General features: G+C 63.3%; 13 protein-coding genes. 6 read left to right on the forward strand and 7 right to left on the reverse strand.

The window, feature by feature from the left end; all coding sequences use genetic code 11:
- Window positions 1-251 precede the first annotated feature (251 nt).
- The 6 genes from AOBCEHNH_RS04690 (at window position 252) to AOBCEHNH_RS04715 (ending at window position 5,691) form a co-directional block, all read left to right on the forward strand.
- Window positions 252-1,082, forward strand: a complete 831-nt coding sequence (locus AOBCEHNH_RS04690; protein ID WP_152063337.1) for a helix-turn-helix domain-containing protein — start codon at window positions 252-254, stop codon at window positions 1,080-1,082.
- Between the two features lie 203 nt (window positions 1,083-1,285).
- The gene (locus AOBCEHNH_RS04695) at window positions 1,286-1,600 is read left to right on the forward strand and encodes a PadR family transcriptional regulator (protein WP_118271355.1); all 315 of its coding nucleotides are present in this window, start codon (window positions 1,286-1,288) and stop codon (window positions 1,598-1,600) included.
- Complete coding sequence (locus AOBCEHNH_RS04700) at window positions 1,597-2,310, forward strand: DUF1700 domain-containing protein (protein ID WP_152063338.1); 714 nt, start codon at window positions 1,597-1,599, stop codon at window positions 2,308-2,310. The genes AOBCEHNH_RS04695 and AOBCEHNH_RS04700 overlap by 4 nt, the downstream gene beginning before the upstream one ends.
- Window positions 2,303-3,262, forward strand: a complete 960-nt coding sequence (locus AOBCEHNH_RS04705; RefSeq protein ID WP_152063339.1) for a DUF4097 family beta strand repeat-containing protein — start codon at window positions 2,303-2,305, stop codon at window positions 3,260-3,262. Before AOBCEHNH_RS04700 ends, AOBCEHNH_RS04705 begins: the two co-directional genes overlap by 8 nt.
- Before the next feature lie 265 nt (window positions 3,263-3,527).
- Window positions 3,528-4,427 carry a LysR family transcriptional regulator gene (locus tag AOBCEHNH_RS04710; protein ID WP_152063340.1) on the forward strand — a complete coding sequence of 300 codons (900 nt, stop codon included), beginning with the start codon at window positions 3,528-3,530 and terminating at the stop codon, window positions 4,425-4,427.
- A 145-nt stretch (window positions 4,428-4,572) separates the two neighbouring features.
- Window positions 4,573-5,691, forward strand: a complete 1,119-nt coding sequence (locus tag AOBCEHNH_RS04715; protein ID WP_152063341.1) for a 5-methyltetrahydropteroyltriglutamate--homocysteine S-methyltransferase — start codon at window positions 4,573-4,575, stop codon at window positions 5,689-5,691.
- A 202-nt stretch (window positions 5,692-5,893) separates the two neighbouring features.
- On the opposite strand, the gene pyrG is transcribed toward AOBCEHNH_RS04715, so the two are convergent.
- The 7 genes from pyrG to kdpA all read right to left on the reverse strand — a co-directional run bounded on the left by pyrG (window position 5,894) and on the right by kdpA (window position 15,299).
- Window positions 5,894-7,501: a CTP synthase gene (gene pyrG / locus AOBCEHNH_RS04720; protein ID WP_152063342.1), complete on the reverse strand. Its 1,608-nt coding sequence runs from the start codon at window positions 7,499-7,501 to the stop codon at window positions 5,894-5,896.
- Window positions 7,502-7,724: 223 nt separating this feature from the next.
- Window positions 7,725-8,444, reverse strand: coding sequence for a metallophosphoesterase family protein (locus AOBCEHNH_RS04725; protein ID WP_152063343.1), 720 nt, complete (start codon window positions 8,442-8,444; stop codon window positions 7,725-7,727).
- Between the two features lie 41 nt (window positions 8,445-8,485).
- Entirely contained in the window at window positions 8,486-9,856 is a 1,371-nt protein-coding gene (locus AOBCEHNH_RS04730) for an FtsX-like permease family protein (RefSeq protein ID WP_152063344.1), read from the reverse strand.
- A gap of 186 nt (window positions 9,857-10,042) precedes the next feature.
- Complete coding sequence (locus tag AOBCEHNH_RS04735; RefSeq protein ID WP_193221180.1) at window positions 10,043-10,627, reverse strand: hypothetical protein; 585 nt, start codon at window positions 10,625-10,627, stop codon at window positions 10,043-10,045.
- A 174-nt stretch (window positions 10,628-10,801) separates the two neighbouring features.
- Window positions 10,802-11,392, reverse strand: a complete 591-nt coding sequence (gene kdpC / locus AOBCEHNH_RS04740; protein ID WP_118271371.1) for a potassium-transporting ATPase subunit KdpC — start codon at window positions 11,390-11,392, stop codon at window positions 10,802-10,804.
- A gap of 12 nt (window positions 11,393-11,404) precedes the next feature.
- Complete coding sequence (kdpB, locus tag AOBCEHNH_RS04745) at window positions 11,405-13,459, reverse strand: potassium-transporting ATPase subunit KdpB (RefSeq protein ID WP_006722307.1); 2,055 nt, start codon at window positions 13,457-13,459, stop codon at window positions 11,405-11,407.
- Window positions 13,460-13,475: 16 nt separating this feature from the next.
- Window positions 13,476-15,299, reverse strand: a complete 1,824-nt coding sequence (gene kdpA / locus AOBCEHNH_RS04750) for a potassium-transporting ATPase subunit KdpA (protein WP_152063345.1) — start codon at window positions 15,297-15,299, stop codon at window positions 13,476-13,478.
- Window positions 15,300-15,360: the final 61 nt, after the last annotated feature.

Below are 15,360 nucleotides of genomic sequence, written 5' to 3' on the forward strand. Positions count from 1 at the left end.
TAGGTCAGCTTGGCTTCTTGAGCTTTTTCGTATTCAAATCGGATAATGGCGAGCAGCCCCAACATAAGATGCACCGTCACCTGCGCTTTTGCCGCACGGGAAACCCGCTTTACTTCGCGAGTTCAAAAATGAATACGAAAAAGCTCAACTAAAGGCAATGCACAAGAGATTTGGCAGCACGAACCATCTTACGGCGGTAAGGTGAACTTGGAAAAGGACAAACATGTTCGAATCCGACGAAGGGAGCGTAGATGATTCTCTCGGAACAGATCAAACTATGCCGCAAGCAGCTCGGGATGTCGCAAGCCGATCTCGCCGACGCCATCTGGGTGTCAAGAAACACCGTAAGCAACTGGGAACGAGGCGATACCACACCTGACATTCAAAGCCTCGTGCTGATGGGCGCGCTCTTCGGGCGCTCTCTCGACGAAATTGTGAAGGGCGATGAGCAGGTGATGGCCCAGGTGCTCGAACGCGACAAGAACCACCTCATTATCGCAGGAGAGGCGTCAGACATTGGGGGCGAACAGCCCGACAGCCGAAACCATGCGACTATTCTGAGCCTCTTCGGACTCCGCTCGACGGGCGGGCCCGCGCACGGCAAGTTCGGAGACGCCGATGTCACCGACCCATACGGACTCGCGTATCGCCTGGTACGTGTCGCAACGTTGTTCAGCCGCGGTCTTTACCACATCTTGGATGAACACGGATGCAAAGTGGGATCTATCACGCGCAAACACGCCCTCCAGCACCCCGTCTTCCAGGTACGCATGAAAGGATTCGACCGAGTCCAGCTCCGGCGCGAGACTCGCATCGACAACGGCTACAAAGACGTCATACGGTTCGACGGCGGCGGCATCGGCGTGGAAGGCAACCTCATGGGGGACGAGTTCTCGATAGTACGAAACAACAGCGCAGTCGCTCACATCAACGCACGTCGGGCCCTCAATCGGACCGCATATGGCATCGAAATCATGGACGATGCTTCGGCTCCCCTTGCACTCGGCCTGACATTCGCGATCTTGATGCTCCGCGACTACGACCGCGTATGGGTGCGCGGTGCGGGCAAAGCTTCTATCTAAACCTTTGGATGACCGGGAGACTCGCGAATTGCGGTAAGTTTTCCAGCCATGCGCTCATCTCAACCCAGCTACATCATCTTCCCCTGGCAATGCCCGCGTACAAGCGCGGGCATTGCCTTCCGCAACAAACGCGCTCGATTCAATCATGAGGTAGTTGACGCCTTATACTATGCGCCGTATAGTATCGGTCGAAGGGAGGTATCATGGATGCTCAGATGAAACGCGGCTTCCTCGAGATATGCGTGCTCGCGTCGCTCCAGGGACGGGACTCCTACGGCTATCAGATCGTGAAGGACGTGCCCGACATCCTGGGCCTCACCGAGTCGACGCTCTACCCGCTACTCAAGCGCCTCGAGAAGGCCGAGTGCCTGACCGCCTACTCCGTGGAGCACAACGGGCGACTGCGAAAGTACTACCGACTCACGCCGACCGGCGAGGAACGCATCGCCGAGTTCCTATCCGAGCAGGCGGACATTATGTCGATCTATGACTTTGTAAAGCGAGGTGCGCAACGATGAACAAGCAGGAATTCCTATCCGAACTCGAACGGGCGCTGGGCAAGCTGCCGCACGCCGAAGTCGAGCAGGCGCTCGCGTTCTACGACGAGGCCATCAGCGATCGCATGGAAGACGGTCTTTCCGAAGCCGAAGCGGTGGCAGACCTGGGCCCGATCGACGAGATCACGGCGCAGATCGCCGCGGAGACCCCGCCCATCCCTCGCGCCATCGCCCGCGCGAACACCGGCAGCCGCACCCTCAACATCGTGCTGCTCGCCGTGTTCTCTCCCATCTGGATACCCGTCGTGCTCGCGCTCGCGGCGGCCGCGCTCGCCGTGTACGTCGCAATCTGGGCGGTCATCGCCGCGCTGTGGGCCGTCGACGCGGTCCTCGTGCTCATGCCCTTCGCGGGGCTTGCCGCCCTCGCCTCGACCCTTGGCGGGGGCATGCCGCTGCCCGGCGTGTTCGTATTCGGGCTCTCACTCGTGTCGAGCGGCTTCGGGCTCGTCGCCTCCTTCGCCGTGTTCTGGGCCAGCAAACTGCTCTTCCGGGCAACGCGTTCCTTCGCGCGCTGGATCGCGAGCCTGTTCGTGCGCGTATCCGGTAAAGACGATGACGGTGAGGCGCCCAATCGGGTGAAGGCCAGCGGCACCCCGAACATGCCCGCCCATGCCGAGAACACTCCCTCCAACCACGCCACCCTCCCGGAAGGAGGCACCCGCAATGCGTGAGGCTCCCAAAATCATGCTCATCACCGCCGCGGCGCTCATCGGGACCGGCACCGTGCTCTCGTGCGGCGCGTGGGCGGTGGCTGGATTCGATACAGCCCGCTTGTCCACCGTGAACTACGACTGGCATCAAACGGTGAGCGCGCTCGAGGACGAAGCAACCTCGCCGCACAAGAGCATCGTCATTACGTCCGAATTCGAGAACGTCCTCCTCGAACCCGCCGACGGCGATGCCATCGAACTCGAGTACTGGACGGGAAACTGCCAGAGTGTCTCCGTCGAGGACACGGACGGCGTACTAAAAATCGACGTCGACTCGCAGCCCATGGAGGGCGTCATGATCGACCTCTCCCCTGCTGAGGCCGGCGGCGTCGACGACACTACGACCGTGGTGCGCGTGCCAGCCTCGTTCACCGGTGAGATCGAGGTGCACTCCGATTCGGGCGATGTCGTTGCGACTAACGTGCACGGGCTCGCCGGGCTGCGAGCTTCCAACAGTAACGGGGACGTCGTGGCGAAGAATGTCTCCGCCGCCAAGCTCGACGCGATAAACGAGAACGGCGACACCCTGCTCTCCGGCGTCGAAGCCGAGGCGGTCCTCGCGACCAACTTCAACGGCGACATCTCACTTGGAGGTGCTGCGGCGCGCAAGGCCCAGGTCGTAAACGAAAACGGCGACATCATGCTGATGGACATGGCGCTGCAGGATGACCTGCAGTGCGAATCCGTGAACGGGGACGTCTCGGCGCAGAGGCTCGACATCGTCGCGAGTCGGATCGAGAGCGTGAACGGGGACATCTACCTGTCATATCTGGGGGCAGAGAACTCCTATCATATCGATGCCCACACCACCCAGGGAGACATCGTGGCACCGCGGGGTGCCGACGATGCGGCGCGCACCATCGGCGTCACCAGCAGCCTGGGCGACATCCAGATCAACTTCACCTCGAACTAGGAATCACCCCTCACCTCAATTTAGGGACTGTCCCTAAATTGAGGTGGTGATACCGACCGGGAACAGCGCCAGGACTTAGCGCGCGCACACGACCTCGGCGAAGGTGCGGTGACCCATCAGGGTGACGTCCATGCGCCCGTAAAACCAGAGCGTCCCGACCAGCTGTTTGTTTAACCATGTGAGCCCCCTTCGGTGTGAAATTTGATTGAAGAGCTGTAAAGTGCTCTCGAGACCGGTGCACCCCACCATCGATGAGAGGCAACCCATGAAACTCCAACAACTCAGATACATCGTCGAGGTCGCCTCGTGCGGCAGCGTCACCGAGGCGGCGCGGCGGCTTTTCGTATCGCAACCGAGCGTGACCGCCGCCGTGCGCGACCTGGAGCGCGAGATGGGGATCACCGTGTTCGACCGGACGAGCAAGGGCATGGTGACCACCACCGAGGGCCAGACGTTCCTCGGCTACGCCCGTCAAGTGCTCGAACAGGCGGACCTGCTCGAGGAGCGTTACAAACGCGACACCGAACCCGTGCCCCGCTTCGCTGTCTCCTGCCAGCACTACTCGTTTGCTGTGAATGCCTTCGTCGACGTGATCCGCGCATACGACGCCGCGCGCTACGAGTTCACCCTGCGCGAGGAGCAGACTCACGAGATCATCGAGGACGTCGCCCATATGAAGAGCGAACTCGGCGTGATTTACCTATCTGATGCCAATCGCGACGTGATCGGCCGCATGCTGCGCGCCGAGGAGCTCAAATTCAAGCCCTTGTTCTCATGCGCCGCACACGTGTTCCTCTCCTCGACCCATCCCCTGTCGGGACGTGCCTCGGTCACGCTCGAGGATCTCGCAGACTATCCGTACCTCTCCTACGAGCAGGGGGGTTTCAACTCGTTCTACTTCTCCGAGGAACCACTGTCCACGCTTGGCCGCTCCAAAAACATCCGCGTGCGCGACCGCGCGACCCTGTTCAACCTGCTCATAGGCCTCGATGGTTACACGGTGTGCTCGGGCGTGATCTCGCACGAGCTCAACGGCGAGGACATCATCGCCGTCCCACTCGAGGTCGACGACCGCATGGAAGTCGGCATCGTCACGCGGCGCGACACCCACCTCTCCCGCTATGGGAAGGCGTTCGTCGAGGCTATCCGCACGCATATCCCGTAATGACCTGGGATCGAAAGCCTTCGTTACCCACCTATCTCCATAGGTTTTTCCTATCGATATTAGATTGTTTTAAGTATTTCCCAATCGGATGCGCGTCCCGCATACTCCTTTCATCAGATATCGCATCTATCGAAAGGAACCCATCATGGCCGCCATCGCACCCACCCGATTCGACGTCGTCGGTAGCTTCCTGCGCCCGGAGGCGCTCAAGGAGGCCCGAGCCGCACACGCCGCCGGCAAACTTGACGACGCAGGTCTCATCGCCGTTGAGAATGTCTGCATCACCGAGCTCGTCGCCAAGCAGAAGGACGCCGGTCTGCCGCTGGTCACCGACGGCGAGTTCCGCCGCTCCTACTGGCACCTCGACTTCATGTGGGGACTCGGCGGGATTGAGCACGTGGAGCTCGACCACGGCTATTTCTTCGTGGGCGAGGAGACCACGCACGGCTCGGCCATCCTCACCGGCAAGATCTCCGGCGAGAACCATCCCTTCGTCGAGCACTTCAAGTTCGTGCAGGCGCTCGAGGAGCCGGGGCACACGGCCAAGCAGACCATCCCCGCCCCCGCCCAGCTCCTGCTCGAGCTTTACCGTGACGAGGCGGCGGCCGAGCGCACGCACAGCTTCTACCCGAACGAGGACGAGCTGCTCGAGGATATCGGCGCCGCGTACCGCACCGTGATCGCCGAACTTTACGCCGCGGGCTGCCGCAACCTGCAGCTCGACGACTGCACCTGGGGCGCGCTCGTTGACGAGCACTTCCAGGCGGGCATCCGCGCCGCCGGCTCCACGCCCGAGGCCGAGGCCGAGAAGTACCTGCGCGTGAACAACCTCGCGCTCGAGGGACGCCCCGCCGACATGGCCGTCACCACGCACGTGTGCCGCGGCAACTATCACTCCACCCACGCCTCGAGTGGCCCGTACGACCTGGTGGCCCCCATCCTGTTCGCGCGCGAGAACGTCGACGCCTTCTACCTGGAGTTCGACGACGAGCGCTCCGGCGGCTTCGAGCCGCTCGCGCACGTGGCGCCGGGCAAGAAGGTCGTCCTCGGCCTGGTGACCACCAAGCGCCCCGAGTTGGAGGACCGCGACGCCGTGATCGCGCGCATCCACGAGGCCGCGCGCTTCGTCCCGCTCGAGGACCTCTGCCTCTCCCCGCAGTGCGGCTTTGCCAGCTGCGAGATCGGCAACAAGCTCACCGAGGACGAGCAGTGGGCCAAGATCGCGCTCGTGCGCAGCATCGCCGAGGAGGTCTGGGGCGCATAACTAAAGACTCATCGGCAACGATGGCACATGACACGCCGCCTCAATTAAGGGATAGTCCCTTAATTGAGGCGGCGTTCTCAAAGCGATGCGACGCGCATCAAAAAGGCAGTCGAGATGCATGAGCGCGCTCGACGCGCGGCGTCTCATAGGCGATGAAACTCACGGAATGAGTGCCTGTCCCCTCGTGGAGAACGTGGCGCGCTTACTCCGCAGCCGCGCGGACGAACTCACGGAACAGCGGGTGCGGACGCGTGGGGCGGCTCTTGAACTCGGGATGCGCCTGCGTGGCGACGAACCACGGGTGCAGGTCGCGGCGCAGCTCGACCATCTCGACCAGCTCGCCATCCGGGCTCGTGCCGGACACGACCAAGCCGGCCGCCTCCAGCTCCTCGCGGTACGCGCTGTTGAACTCGTAACGATGACGATGGCGCTCCTGCACCAGCGCCTCGCCGTACGCCTCCGCAGCGAGCGTGCCTGCGACGAGCGCGCACGGATACGCGCCAAGGCGCATGGTGCTGCCCTTCTCGGTCACGCCCTCCTGCTCATCGAGCAGGTCGATCACGGCGTGCGCGCACTGCGGGTCGAACTCGGATGAGCTCGCGTCCGCATAGCCCAGCACGTCGCGCGCGAACTCGCACACGGCGACCTGCATCCCCAGGCAGATGCCCAGATACGGCACCTGGTGCTCGCGCGCGTAGCGGGCAGCGGTGATCTTGCCGTCGAAGGCGCGCTTGCCGAAGCCGCCCGGCACGAGGATGCCCGACGCGTCGCCCAGCACCTGCTCGACGTTGTCATCGGAGAGCGCCTCGCCATCGACGAGTTCGACCTCCACGTGCTTGCCCAGGTGCGTGCCCGCGTGGTGCAGCGCCTCGATGACGGAGAGGTACGCGTCGGGCAGCTGGGTGTACTTGCCGACGAGTGCGATCTTCACGGGGTCGCCCTCGTTTTCCGCATGGTCCTTCGCAGCGAGGAACCCCTCCCAATCCGCCATGTCGCGCTCGTGCGGATCGAGCCCCAGGCGCTCACAGACGCGCAGGTCGAAATCCTGCTCGGCCATCATGCGCGGCACATCGTAGATGGACGGGGCGTCCTCGCAGGTGAACACGCAATCCACGTCCACGTCGGTGAACGAGGCGATCTTGGCGCGCACGTCGTCCTCGATATGATGGTCGCTGCGCAACACGATGATGTCGGGCTGGATGCCAAAGCTCCGCAGCTCCTTGACGGAGTGCTGCGTCGGCTTGGTCTTCACCTCGTGGGCCGCCGCGATATAGGGCACGAGCGAGACGTGGATGTAGCAAACGTTCTCGGCGCCGGCATCCTTCTTGTACTGACGGATGGCCTCGACGAACGGCTGGCCCTCGATGTCGCCGATCGTGCCGCCGAGCTCGGTGATGACCACGTCGGCGTCCGTCTGCTCCTCGACGCCGCGGAACTTGGCCTTAATGGCGTTCGTCACGTGCGGGATGACCTGCACCGTGCCGCCGAGGAAGTCGCCGCGGCGCTCGCGCGCGATGAGGTCCTGGTAGATGGCGCCCGTGGTGAAGTTGGAGTCGCGCGTGAGGTTCTCGTCAATGAAGCGCTCGTAATGGCCGAGGTCGAGATCGCTTTCGTAGCCGTCCTCGGTGACGAACACCTCGCCGTGCTGGAACGGGCTCATGGTGCCCGGGTCCACGTTGAGATACGGATCGGCCTTCTGCATGGTCACCCGATAGCCGCGCGACTTGAGCAGACGCCCCAGCGACGCCGCGGTGATGCCCTTGCCCAGCGAGCTGACCACGCCTCCGGTCACGAATATATGCTTTGTCATGGTGTTTACCTGCACTTCCCGTCGAAATCTGCACCGGAATCCGGCGCTTCCACGGGATTTCAGTGTACTACCCGCCTACCATGACGATGGGGAGCATGGCGAATTCACGCACTGGAAACGATTGCCCCTCTCAACCTCAAATGAGGGACTGTCCCTAATTTGAGGTTGAAGCCCCATGCATTCGAAGCGAAGGCCGCGGTGAAGGCCGGTGCTCCGCGTGGTGCTAGCGTCCGAGTCCGAGCTCCCGCAGCGCCGAGGCGCAACGCCGCGACGCCTCCGCAGACTCCTGCGCGGTCGCATGGTCGCGATCCACCTCGACCATGAGCTCGCGGACCACTTCGCAATCCTCGGCCACCGCAGGATCACCCGTCCCGTTCACCCACTCCCACCAGCGGGCACGGCCGTAGAACTCCACGCCCTCGAACCAGGCGCGAATCTCGTCCAGGCTCACCGGCGCCAGGTCGTTCGCATCCATGCCCACGTCATAGCGCATGAGGCCCTGCTTGCGGTTGAGCTCGTTATACACGCTGCCCGCGCTGTGGATATGCCCATGAAGATGCCAGGACCCGCGCGACATGGACTGCCACTCCATGAGCGGATAGTGCGACAGCACGATCTTCTGCCCATGGATATTGATGCGCACGATGGGCGGCTCGACGATGAACGTCCCCGCCACATCCTTGTGCGTCCAGTCCTTGTCGTGATTGCCCGGCACGATGTGCACCTTGCGGCAATTGATCTTCGAGCGCAGCGCCGCCGCCTCGACCGCGGTCATCTGATACGAGAAATCACCGAGGATGTACAGGTCGTCGGTGGGCGCCACACGCTCGTTGATCGCGTTGATGAGCGCGCGATTCATATGCGCGATATCGCCAAACGGGCGATCGGTGAAATGCAGCACGTTGGCATGGCCAAAGTGCGTGTCCGATGTAAACCAAAGCATGAGACGGACCTCCCGTCACGCAGAGTGACATAGTCCGATAATCATACCCTCGACAGCACCACCCGCTCGACGGCGCGGGCGGTGATCGCCCCGTACGCCGCCATGAGGCCGACCGTGAAGGCGAGCACACCCGCAACGATCGCGAACAGGCCCTCGGCACCGAGCGCGAACGCGAGGAACGCGACGAGGAACAACCCGAATACATCGTGGACGAGAGCCCCGGCGAGCGGCGCGGCGAAGTAGAGCGCGAGCTGCCGGCGCACGGACGCGCGCATAAGGGCGCGGTCGCACCCGAGCTGCCCCAGCACGCCGTACGCGCGCCGTGCATCGACCGCGCCCGAAAGCTGCTGGAGCGCGAGCACCGCGACGGCGCTCAGCAGGAACACCGCCCCGTAGAAGATGCCGATGTAGCCGATCGGCGCCATCGACGCCGCGATGCCGGCCGAGACCATCTCGGGCGCGCGCAACCCGATGCTGAAGACGAACCCCGCGACCATCATGCACACGGCGACGGCGACGAGCACGCATACGCAGGCGAGCGCCATCGAGGTACTGGACACGCGCGCCTCGACCTGCCGCACCGTGAAGGCGGTGAGCCCGTCCCAGTACCGCTCGGAGCGCCCGCGCTCCCGCTCGCCCCATGCGGCCACGCCCAGGCGCTCGACGAGCGACGTGGCGAAGCAGGCCGCGAAGCCCATGGGGATGATGAACGCGATGAAGTACACCGGTTGAAGCAGGCACGCGCCCCATACCACCGCGAGCAGGACCGAGGCCACCACGGCCTGCCCGCCCCGCGCGACCCGGCCGCCGAGGCGCATGCGCTCCGGCGCGCGCTCGGCGGACATGAGCTCGATCAGCGGGCGCCGCGCGATATCGCGCGCGCCGTCCACAGCGTTCACCGCGAACACCACGGCAAAGCATCCGGCGGTCCATGCCGCGGAGTCGGGCGAGAAGGAGAACGCGAGCCGCCAGGGAGCGTCGAACACGAAGGCCGCGACCGCGCCGAACGCGGGCGACAGTGCCGCACCCGCTGCCAAACCGCACGCCAGTGCGCCGGCACCCACGAGCGCCGTCTCGGCCACGAGCACGACCGATACCGCACCGCGCCCCATGCCGCACAGCTCGTAGAGGGCGAACTCGCGCTTGCGCTGGCGGAGCAGGAACCGATTGGCATACCGCACCAGAAAGAGGAACACGAGCACCGTGAAGACGGAGAACGCCTGCAGGATATCGCCCGCGCTCCCCAGCACGCCCAGCTGCTCGGGCGAGAGCCCCATGGCGCGCAGGTAATCGGTCGAGGCGACGAACGAGTACAGCAGGCACGCCGCGAACCCGAGCGTCGCGAAATACACCGAGTAGTCACGGGCACTGCGGCGCACGTTGCCGACGGCGAGCTTGAGATATAGCTGCATGGCGAGTCCTTCCAAGGGTTATTACCGCACCCATTCTCGTGAACTCGTCCCTCCCGTGCCATCGATTCGGCTTACGCGCGGCATACGAAAATGTAAGGCTCTCATCCTCGAAGCGAACCAAAGTAAAGATAACCGCTCCGTTCACGGCCGAAAACACCCGCACTTTGGATGACCGGACCGAATTCCCTACACCGAACCCACGGCCTTCCATTTCTCCACGAACGAACGGTAGGCAGGGACTGCGCGCACAAAAGCATACTCGTCTTCATTCTCGACTTCCGAAAGCAGCAGCGCACCCATCCTGGACGTCAAGTCGGTCAAGTCATTCAGGTCCGAATAGCGGTAAAGCGGACCCTGGAGTGCCGCGGAGTCGCCCCCATGCAACGAGGCCATGACGGCGTCAAGAAGCTCAATCGCCTCACCAGAATCGCCCGATGCCGTCACGGCCGCCAGCCGCGGCATCAGACTCATCCATGCAGGCTGACCAAGTGCCTCGAATGCCAGCTGAGCGCGGTACGCGCACTCGAGCGCATCATCTTTGCGGCCATCCCTCAACGCAATTTCGATCAACCCGACAATCGCCCCCATCAAATCGGCGGCAATGCGAATCACGCGGGCCTCCCAAGTGCGCGCGGCGTCCTCGTCCTTTCCTTCGCGCGCATACAAGATCGCCTGGCGCTCCTCCTTATCCACCGTGCGGTCGGGGATGCCGTCCAGGATACGTTGGGCATCCTCATACCGCTCTTCCTGCATGGCTTTCGCGATGAGCATTGCGGACGCCTGATCCCTCACTGCCGGCACAACGCTCTTCATCAGCTAGCGACCGTCAGCACAATTGACGCGCCCTCATGTTTTCGGCAGGAAATCTAACCGCTGGTTAAAACAATCATGCCCCCGGCGCGACTGCACCGGGGGCATACAAGCATCTCTAGTCGAAAACGCCGCCTACAGCACACCATCCAACATGAGGTTCACCTTGAGCACGTTGACCGTGGGCTCGCCGAAGACGCCCAGGAATCGGCCCTTGGTGCACTGGGCGATGATGTCGCGCACCTCGCCTTCACTCTTGCCCGTGGCCTTTGCCAGACGCGGTACCTGGTACTCGGCGGCATCGGGGGAGATCTCGGGGTCGAGCCCTGAGCCGGAACACGTCACCAGGTCGACGGGCACGGCATCCATGTCGGCGTCGGGATTGGCGGCGCGAATCTTCTCGACGCGCTCGTCCACAAGCTGCCGGTACTCCTCGCTCGCCGGGGAGAGGTTGGACGGAGCGCCGTAGGCCATGAGCCCGCCGTCCTCCCCCTCGACGATAGTCACGTTCTGGATACGGCCCCACATGTGGTCCTCATCCTCAAAGTTCTGACCGATCAGCTCGGAGCCCACGATCTTGTCGTCGACCTTGATGAGCGAACCGTTCGCCTGATACGGGAACGCAACCTGGGCGATGCCGGTCACGACGAGCGTATAGCCCAGGCCGCAGACAACGGTAAACAGCGCGAACACACCCAGTGCACGCGATGCAACACCTTTGAACATACAAACCTCCACTTACATAATGCCGCAGAACGCGAGCAGCATGTCGATGAGCTTGATGAATACGAACGGGGCAACGATGCCGCCCAGACCCCACACGAGCAGGTTGTGGGTCAGCAGCTGTCCGGACGGGACCTCGCGGTACTTAACGCCCTTCAGCGCGGCGGGGATCAGCGCGACGATAACGAGCGCGTTATAGATGATGGCCGAAAGAACCGCGGACAGCGGGCTTGCCAGACCGAGGATGTTGAGCGCGCCAAGGCCCGGGTAGATCGGCGAGAACAGGGCCGGGATGATAGCGAAGTACTTCGCCACATCGTTGGCCACCGAGAAGGTCGTGAGCGAACCGCGGGTCATGAGCAGCTGCTTGCCAATACGCACAACCTCGATGAGCTTGGTGGGGCTGGAGTCGAGGTCGACCATGTTGCCGGCCTCCTTGGCAGCCTGGGTGCCCGTGTTCATGGCCACGGCGACGTCGGCCTGGGCCAGAGCGGGCGCGTCGTTGGTGCCGTCGCCGGTCATGGCGACCAGGTGGCCCTCACGCTGGAACTCGCGGATCTTCTCGAGCTTGCCCTCAGGGGTGGCCTCGGCCAGGAAGTCGTCAACGCCGGCCTCGGCGGCGATTGCCGCGGCGGTGAGCGGGTTGTCGCCCGTCACCATGATGGTCTTGATGCCCATGCGGCGCAGGTCGGCGAACTTCTCCTTAACGCCGGACTTGATGATGTCCTTGAGGTACACAACGCCCAGCACGCGGCAGTTCTTGGTCACGACCAGCGGGGTGCCGCCGGCCTTGGCGATGCGCTCGACGACCTCGTCGCACTCCTGGGAGAACACGCCGCCGGCTGCCTCCACATAGGTGCGCACGGAATCGGCAGCGCCTTTGCGGATCTCATTGCCCTCGTAGTTCACGCCGGACATACGCGTTGCCGCGGTGAACGGGATGAACTCCATACCCTTATCCTCAAGCGTGCGACCGCGCAAACCGAACTGCTCCTTGGCGAGCACGACGATGGAACGGCCCTCGGGAGTCTCGTCGGCCAGCGAGGAAAGCTGAGCGGCATCGGCCAGCTCCGCGGGATCGACACCGTCGACCGGGATGAACTCGGCGGCCTGGCGGTTACCCAGGGTGATGGTGCCGGTCTTGTCGAGCATGAGGATGTCGACGTCGCCGGCGGCCTCGATGGCGCGACCGGACATGGCCAGCACGTTGGCCTCGTTCAGACGGCTCATGCCGGCGATGCCGATGGCGGACAGCAACGCACCGATGGTAGTGGGAGCTAGGCACACGAGCAGCGCCACAAGCGTGGTCACGGCCGTGGGGTTGACCATGTCGTTAAGACCGGCCGAGAAGCAGGAGTAGCAATACAGGGCCAGCGTGACCAGGATAAAGACGATGGAGAGGGCCACCAGGAAGATTTCCAGAGCGATCTCGTTGGGAGTCTTCTTGCGCGCGGCACCCTCGACCATCGCGATCATCTTGTCCAGGAAGCTCTGGCCGGGCTCACTGGAGATCTTGACGACGATCCAGTCGGACAGCACCGTGGTACCGCCGGTAACGGCAGAGCGGTCGCCGCCGGCCTCGCGGACCACGGGAGCGGACTCGCCGGTGATGGCGGACTCGTCAACGGAGGCAGCGCCCTCGATGACGTCGCCGTCGCCGGGGATCTGCTCGCCGGCGCGTACGATCACCAGGTCGCCGCGCGTGAGCTCGGTGCCGGGAACGACGGTGAAGTGCTCCTTATCCTCAACGGACTCGATGCGATGGGCCTCGACATCCTTTTTGGCCGCACGCAGGGAATCGGCCTGAGCCTTACCGCGGCCCTCGGCAAGCGCCTCGGCGAAGTTCGAGAACAGGTCGGTAAGCCACAGGATGACCGCGATGGCGACCACATAGTAGGTGGGCACACCCGCGTCCTGCACACCGAAGATGGAAGCGACGGCCAGGACGGAGGTCATGACGGCGGAAAGCCACACCAGGAACATGACCGGGTTTTGAATCTGGACGCGAGGATCCAGCTTGGCAAACGAGTCGCGGACCGCGCGGCCCATCATGTCTTTTTGCATAGCCATAAATCTGCGCCCTCCTTTACGCAATCATCTGGAAGAACTCGGCAACGGGGCCAAGCGCCAGGGCCGGGAAGAAGCTCAGGGCACCGATCAGCAGAACGATGAACACGAGCAGGAATACGAACATGCCGTTGGTGGTAGACAGGGTGCCGGCGCTCTCGGCGACCTTACCCTTCTTGGACAGCGAGCCGGCGATAGCCAGCGTGCCGATGATGGGCATGAAGCGGGCGAACAGCATCTCGAGGCCGAGCATGACGTTGATCCAGGGAATGTTGCAGTTCATGCCTGCAAACGCCGAGCCGTTGTTACCGCCGCATGAGGTGAAGGCATACAGCACCTCGGAGAAGCCGTGCGCGCCGCCATTGTTGAGTTGGTCGGCAAGACCGGGCACCATGCAAGCGATGGCCGAGCACACCAGAATGGCAAACGGAGTTGCCAGGCACAGGACAACTGCCCAGCGCATCTCGCCCGGCTCGATCTTCTTGCCCAGGAACTCCGGCGTGCGTCCGACCATGAGGCCGGCGATGAACACCGTGAGGATGGCGAAGCCGATCATGCCGTACAGGCCGCAGCCCACGCCGCCGAAGACGACCTCGCCCAGAGCCATCTGAAGCATCTGGACAAAACCACCCAGCGGGGTGTAGGAGTCGTGCATGGAGTTAACCGAGCCGTTGGAAGCGGCGGTGGTGTAAGCCGACCACGTGGAGGAGGCGGCGATACCGAAGCGGCTCTCCTTGCCCTCCATGTTGCCGCCGGCCTGGCCGTCGGTCATCTCGATATTGACCGCTCCGCCATCGGCCAGCTGCGGGGTACCCGCATGCTCGTTGACGGCGATGGTGCCGGTGAAGATCACCAGCAAGATGAACATGGCGGCAAAGATGGCCTTGCCCTGCTTGGCGTTCTTGACGCCGATACCGAAGGTGAAGCAGCAGGCGGCCGGGATCAGCAGCAGGCTGGTCATCTCGATGATGTTGGTGAAGGCACTGGGGTTCTCATACGGATGGGCGGAGTTCACGCCGAAGAAGCCGCCGCCGTTGGTGCCGGACTGCTTGATGGCGACCTGAGGAGCCGCGGGGCCCTGGGGCAGGAACTGCTCGGTGACCACGCGTGCGTCCTCGACGACCTTGCCATCGACCTTGACCGTGTCGCCCTCGATCTGGGCGCCATCGATGACGCTCCAGCCGCCGTCTGCATTAGGCTGGACAGCGACGGGCTCTACGAGCTCAGCCTTCTGAGCCGGCTGGAAGTTGGAGATGACGCCACCGGCAGCCAGGCAGACGCCCAACACGAGGTTCAGCGGGATGAGCACATACAGGACGGTGCGGGTGAGGTCGACCCAGAAGGAACCCAGACCCTGCTCCTTGACCTGACGGAAGCCGCGGATCAGTGCGAACATGACCGCGATACCGGTGCCGGCGGAAACGAAGTTCTGCACGGTGAGACCCATGAACTGCACAAGGTAGGACAGGGCGGTCTCGCCGGAATAGGACTGCCAGTTGGTATTGGTGATAAAGGAGGCCGCCGTGTTGAACGACAGGTCCCAGGGAACGCTGGGCAGGTGCTGCGGGTTGCCCGGCAGGACAGCCTGGAGCATCTGGAGCGCGACGAGCACCACGAGCCCGATACCCGAGAAGGCAAGGACGCTCACCAGGTAACGCTTCCAGCCCATCTGCTCATGCGAGTCAATGCGGAGCAGACGATAGACGCCCCGCTCGACGGGTGCGAGCACGGGTGACAAAAAGGTATGCTCGCCGTCCATGACACGGGCCATGAACCGACCGAGCGGGATGGCCAAAACGACGAGCACGGCGAAGTACAGGATGTACTGAATTGCAGCGCTCATGATTTAAGAATCACTCCTCATCAGAATGTAGATGTAGTAGATCAACAGGCCGATGCACGTG

Source organism: Collinsella intestinalis (genome assembly GCF_902501455.1).
Classification (GTDB): Bacteria; Actinomycetota; Coriobacteriia; order Coriobacteriales; family Coriobacteriaceae; genus Collinsella; species Collinsella intestinalis.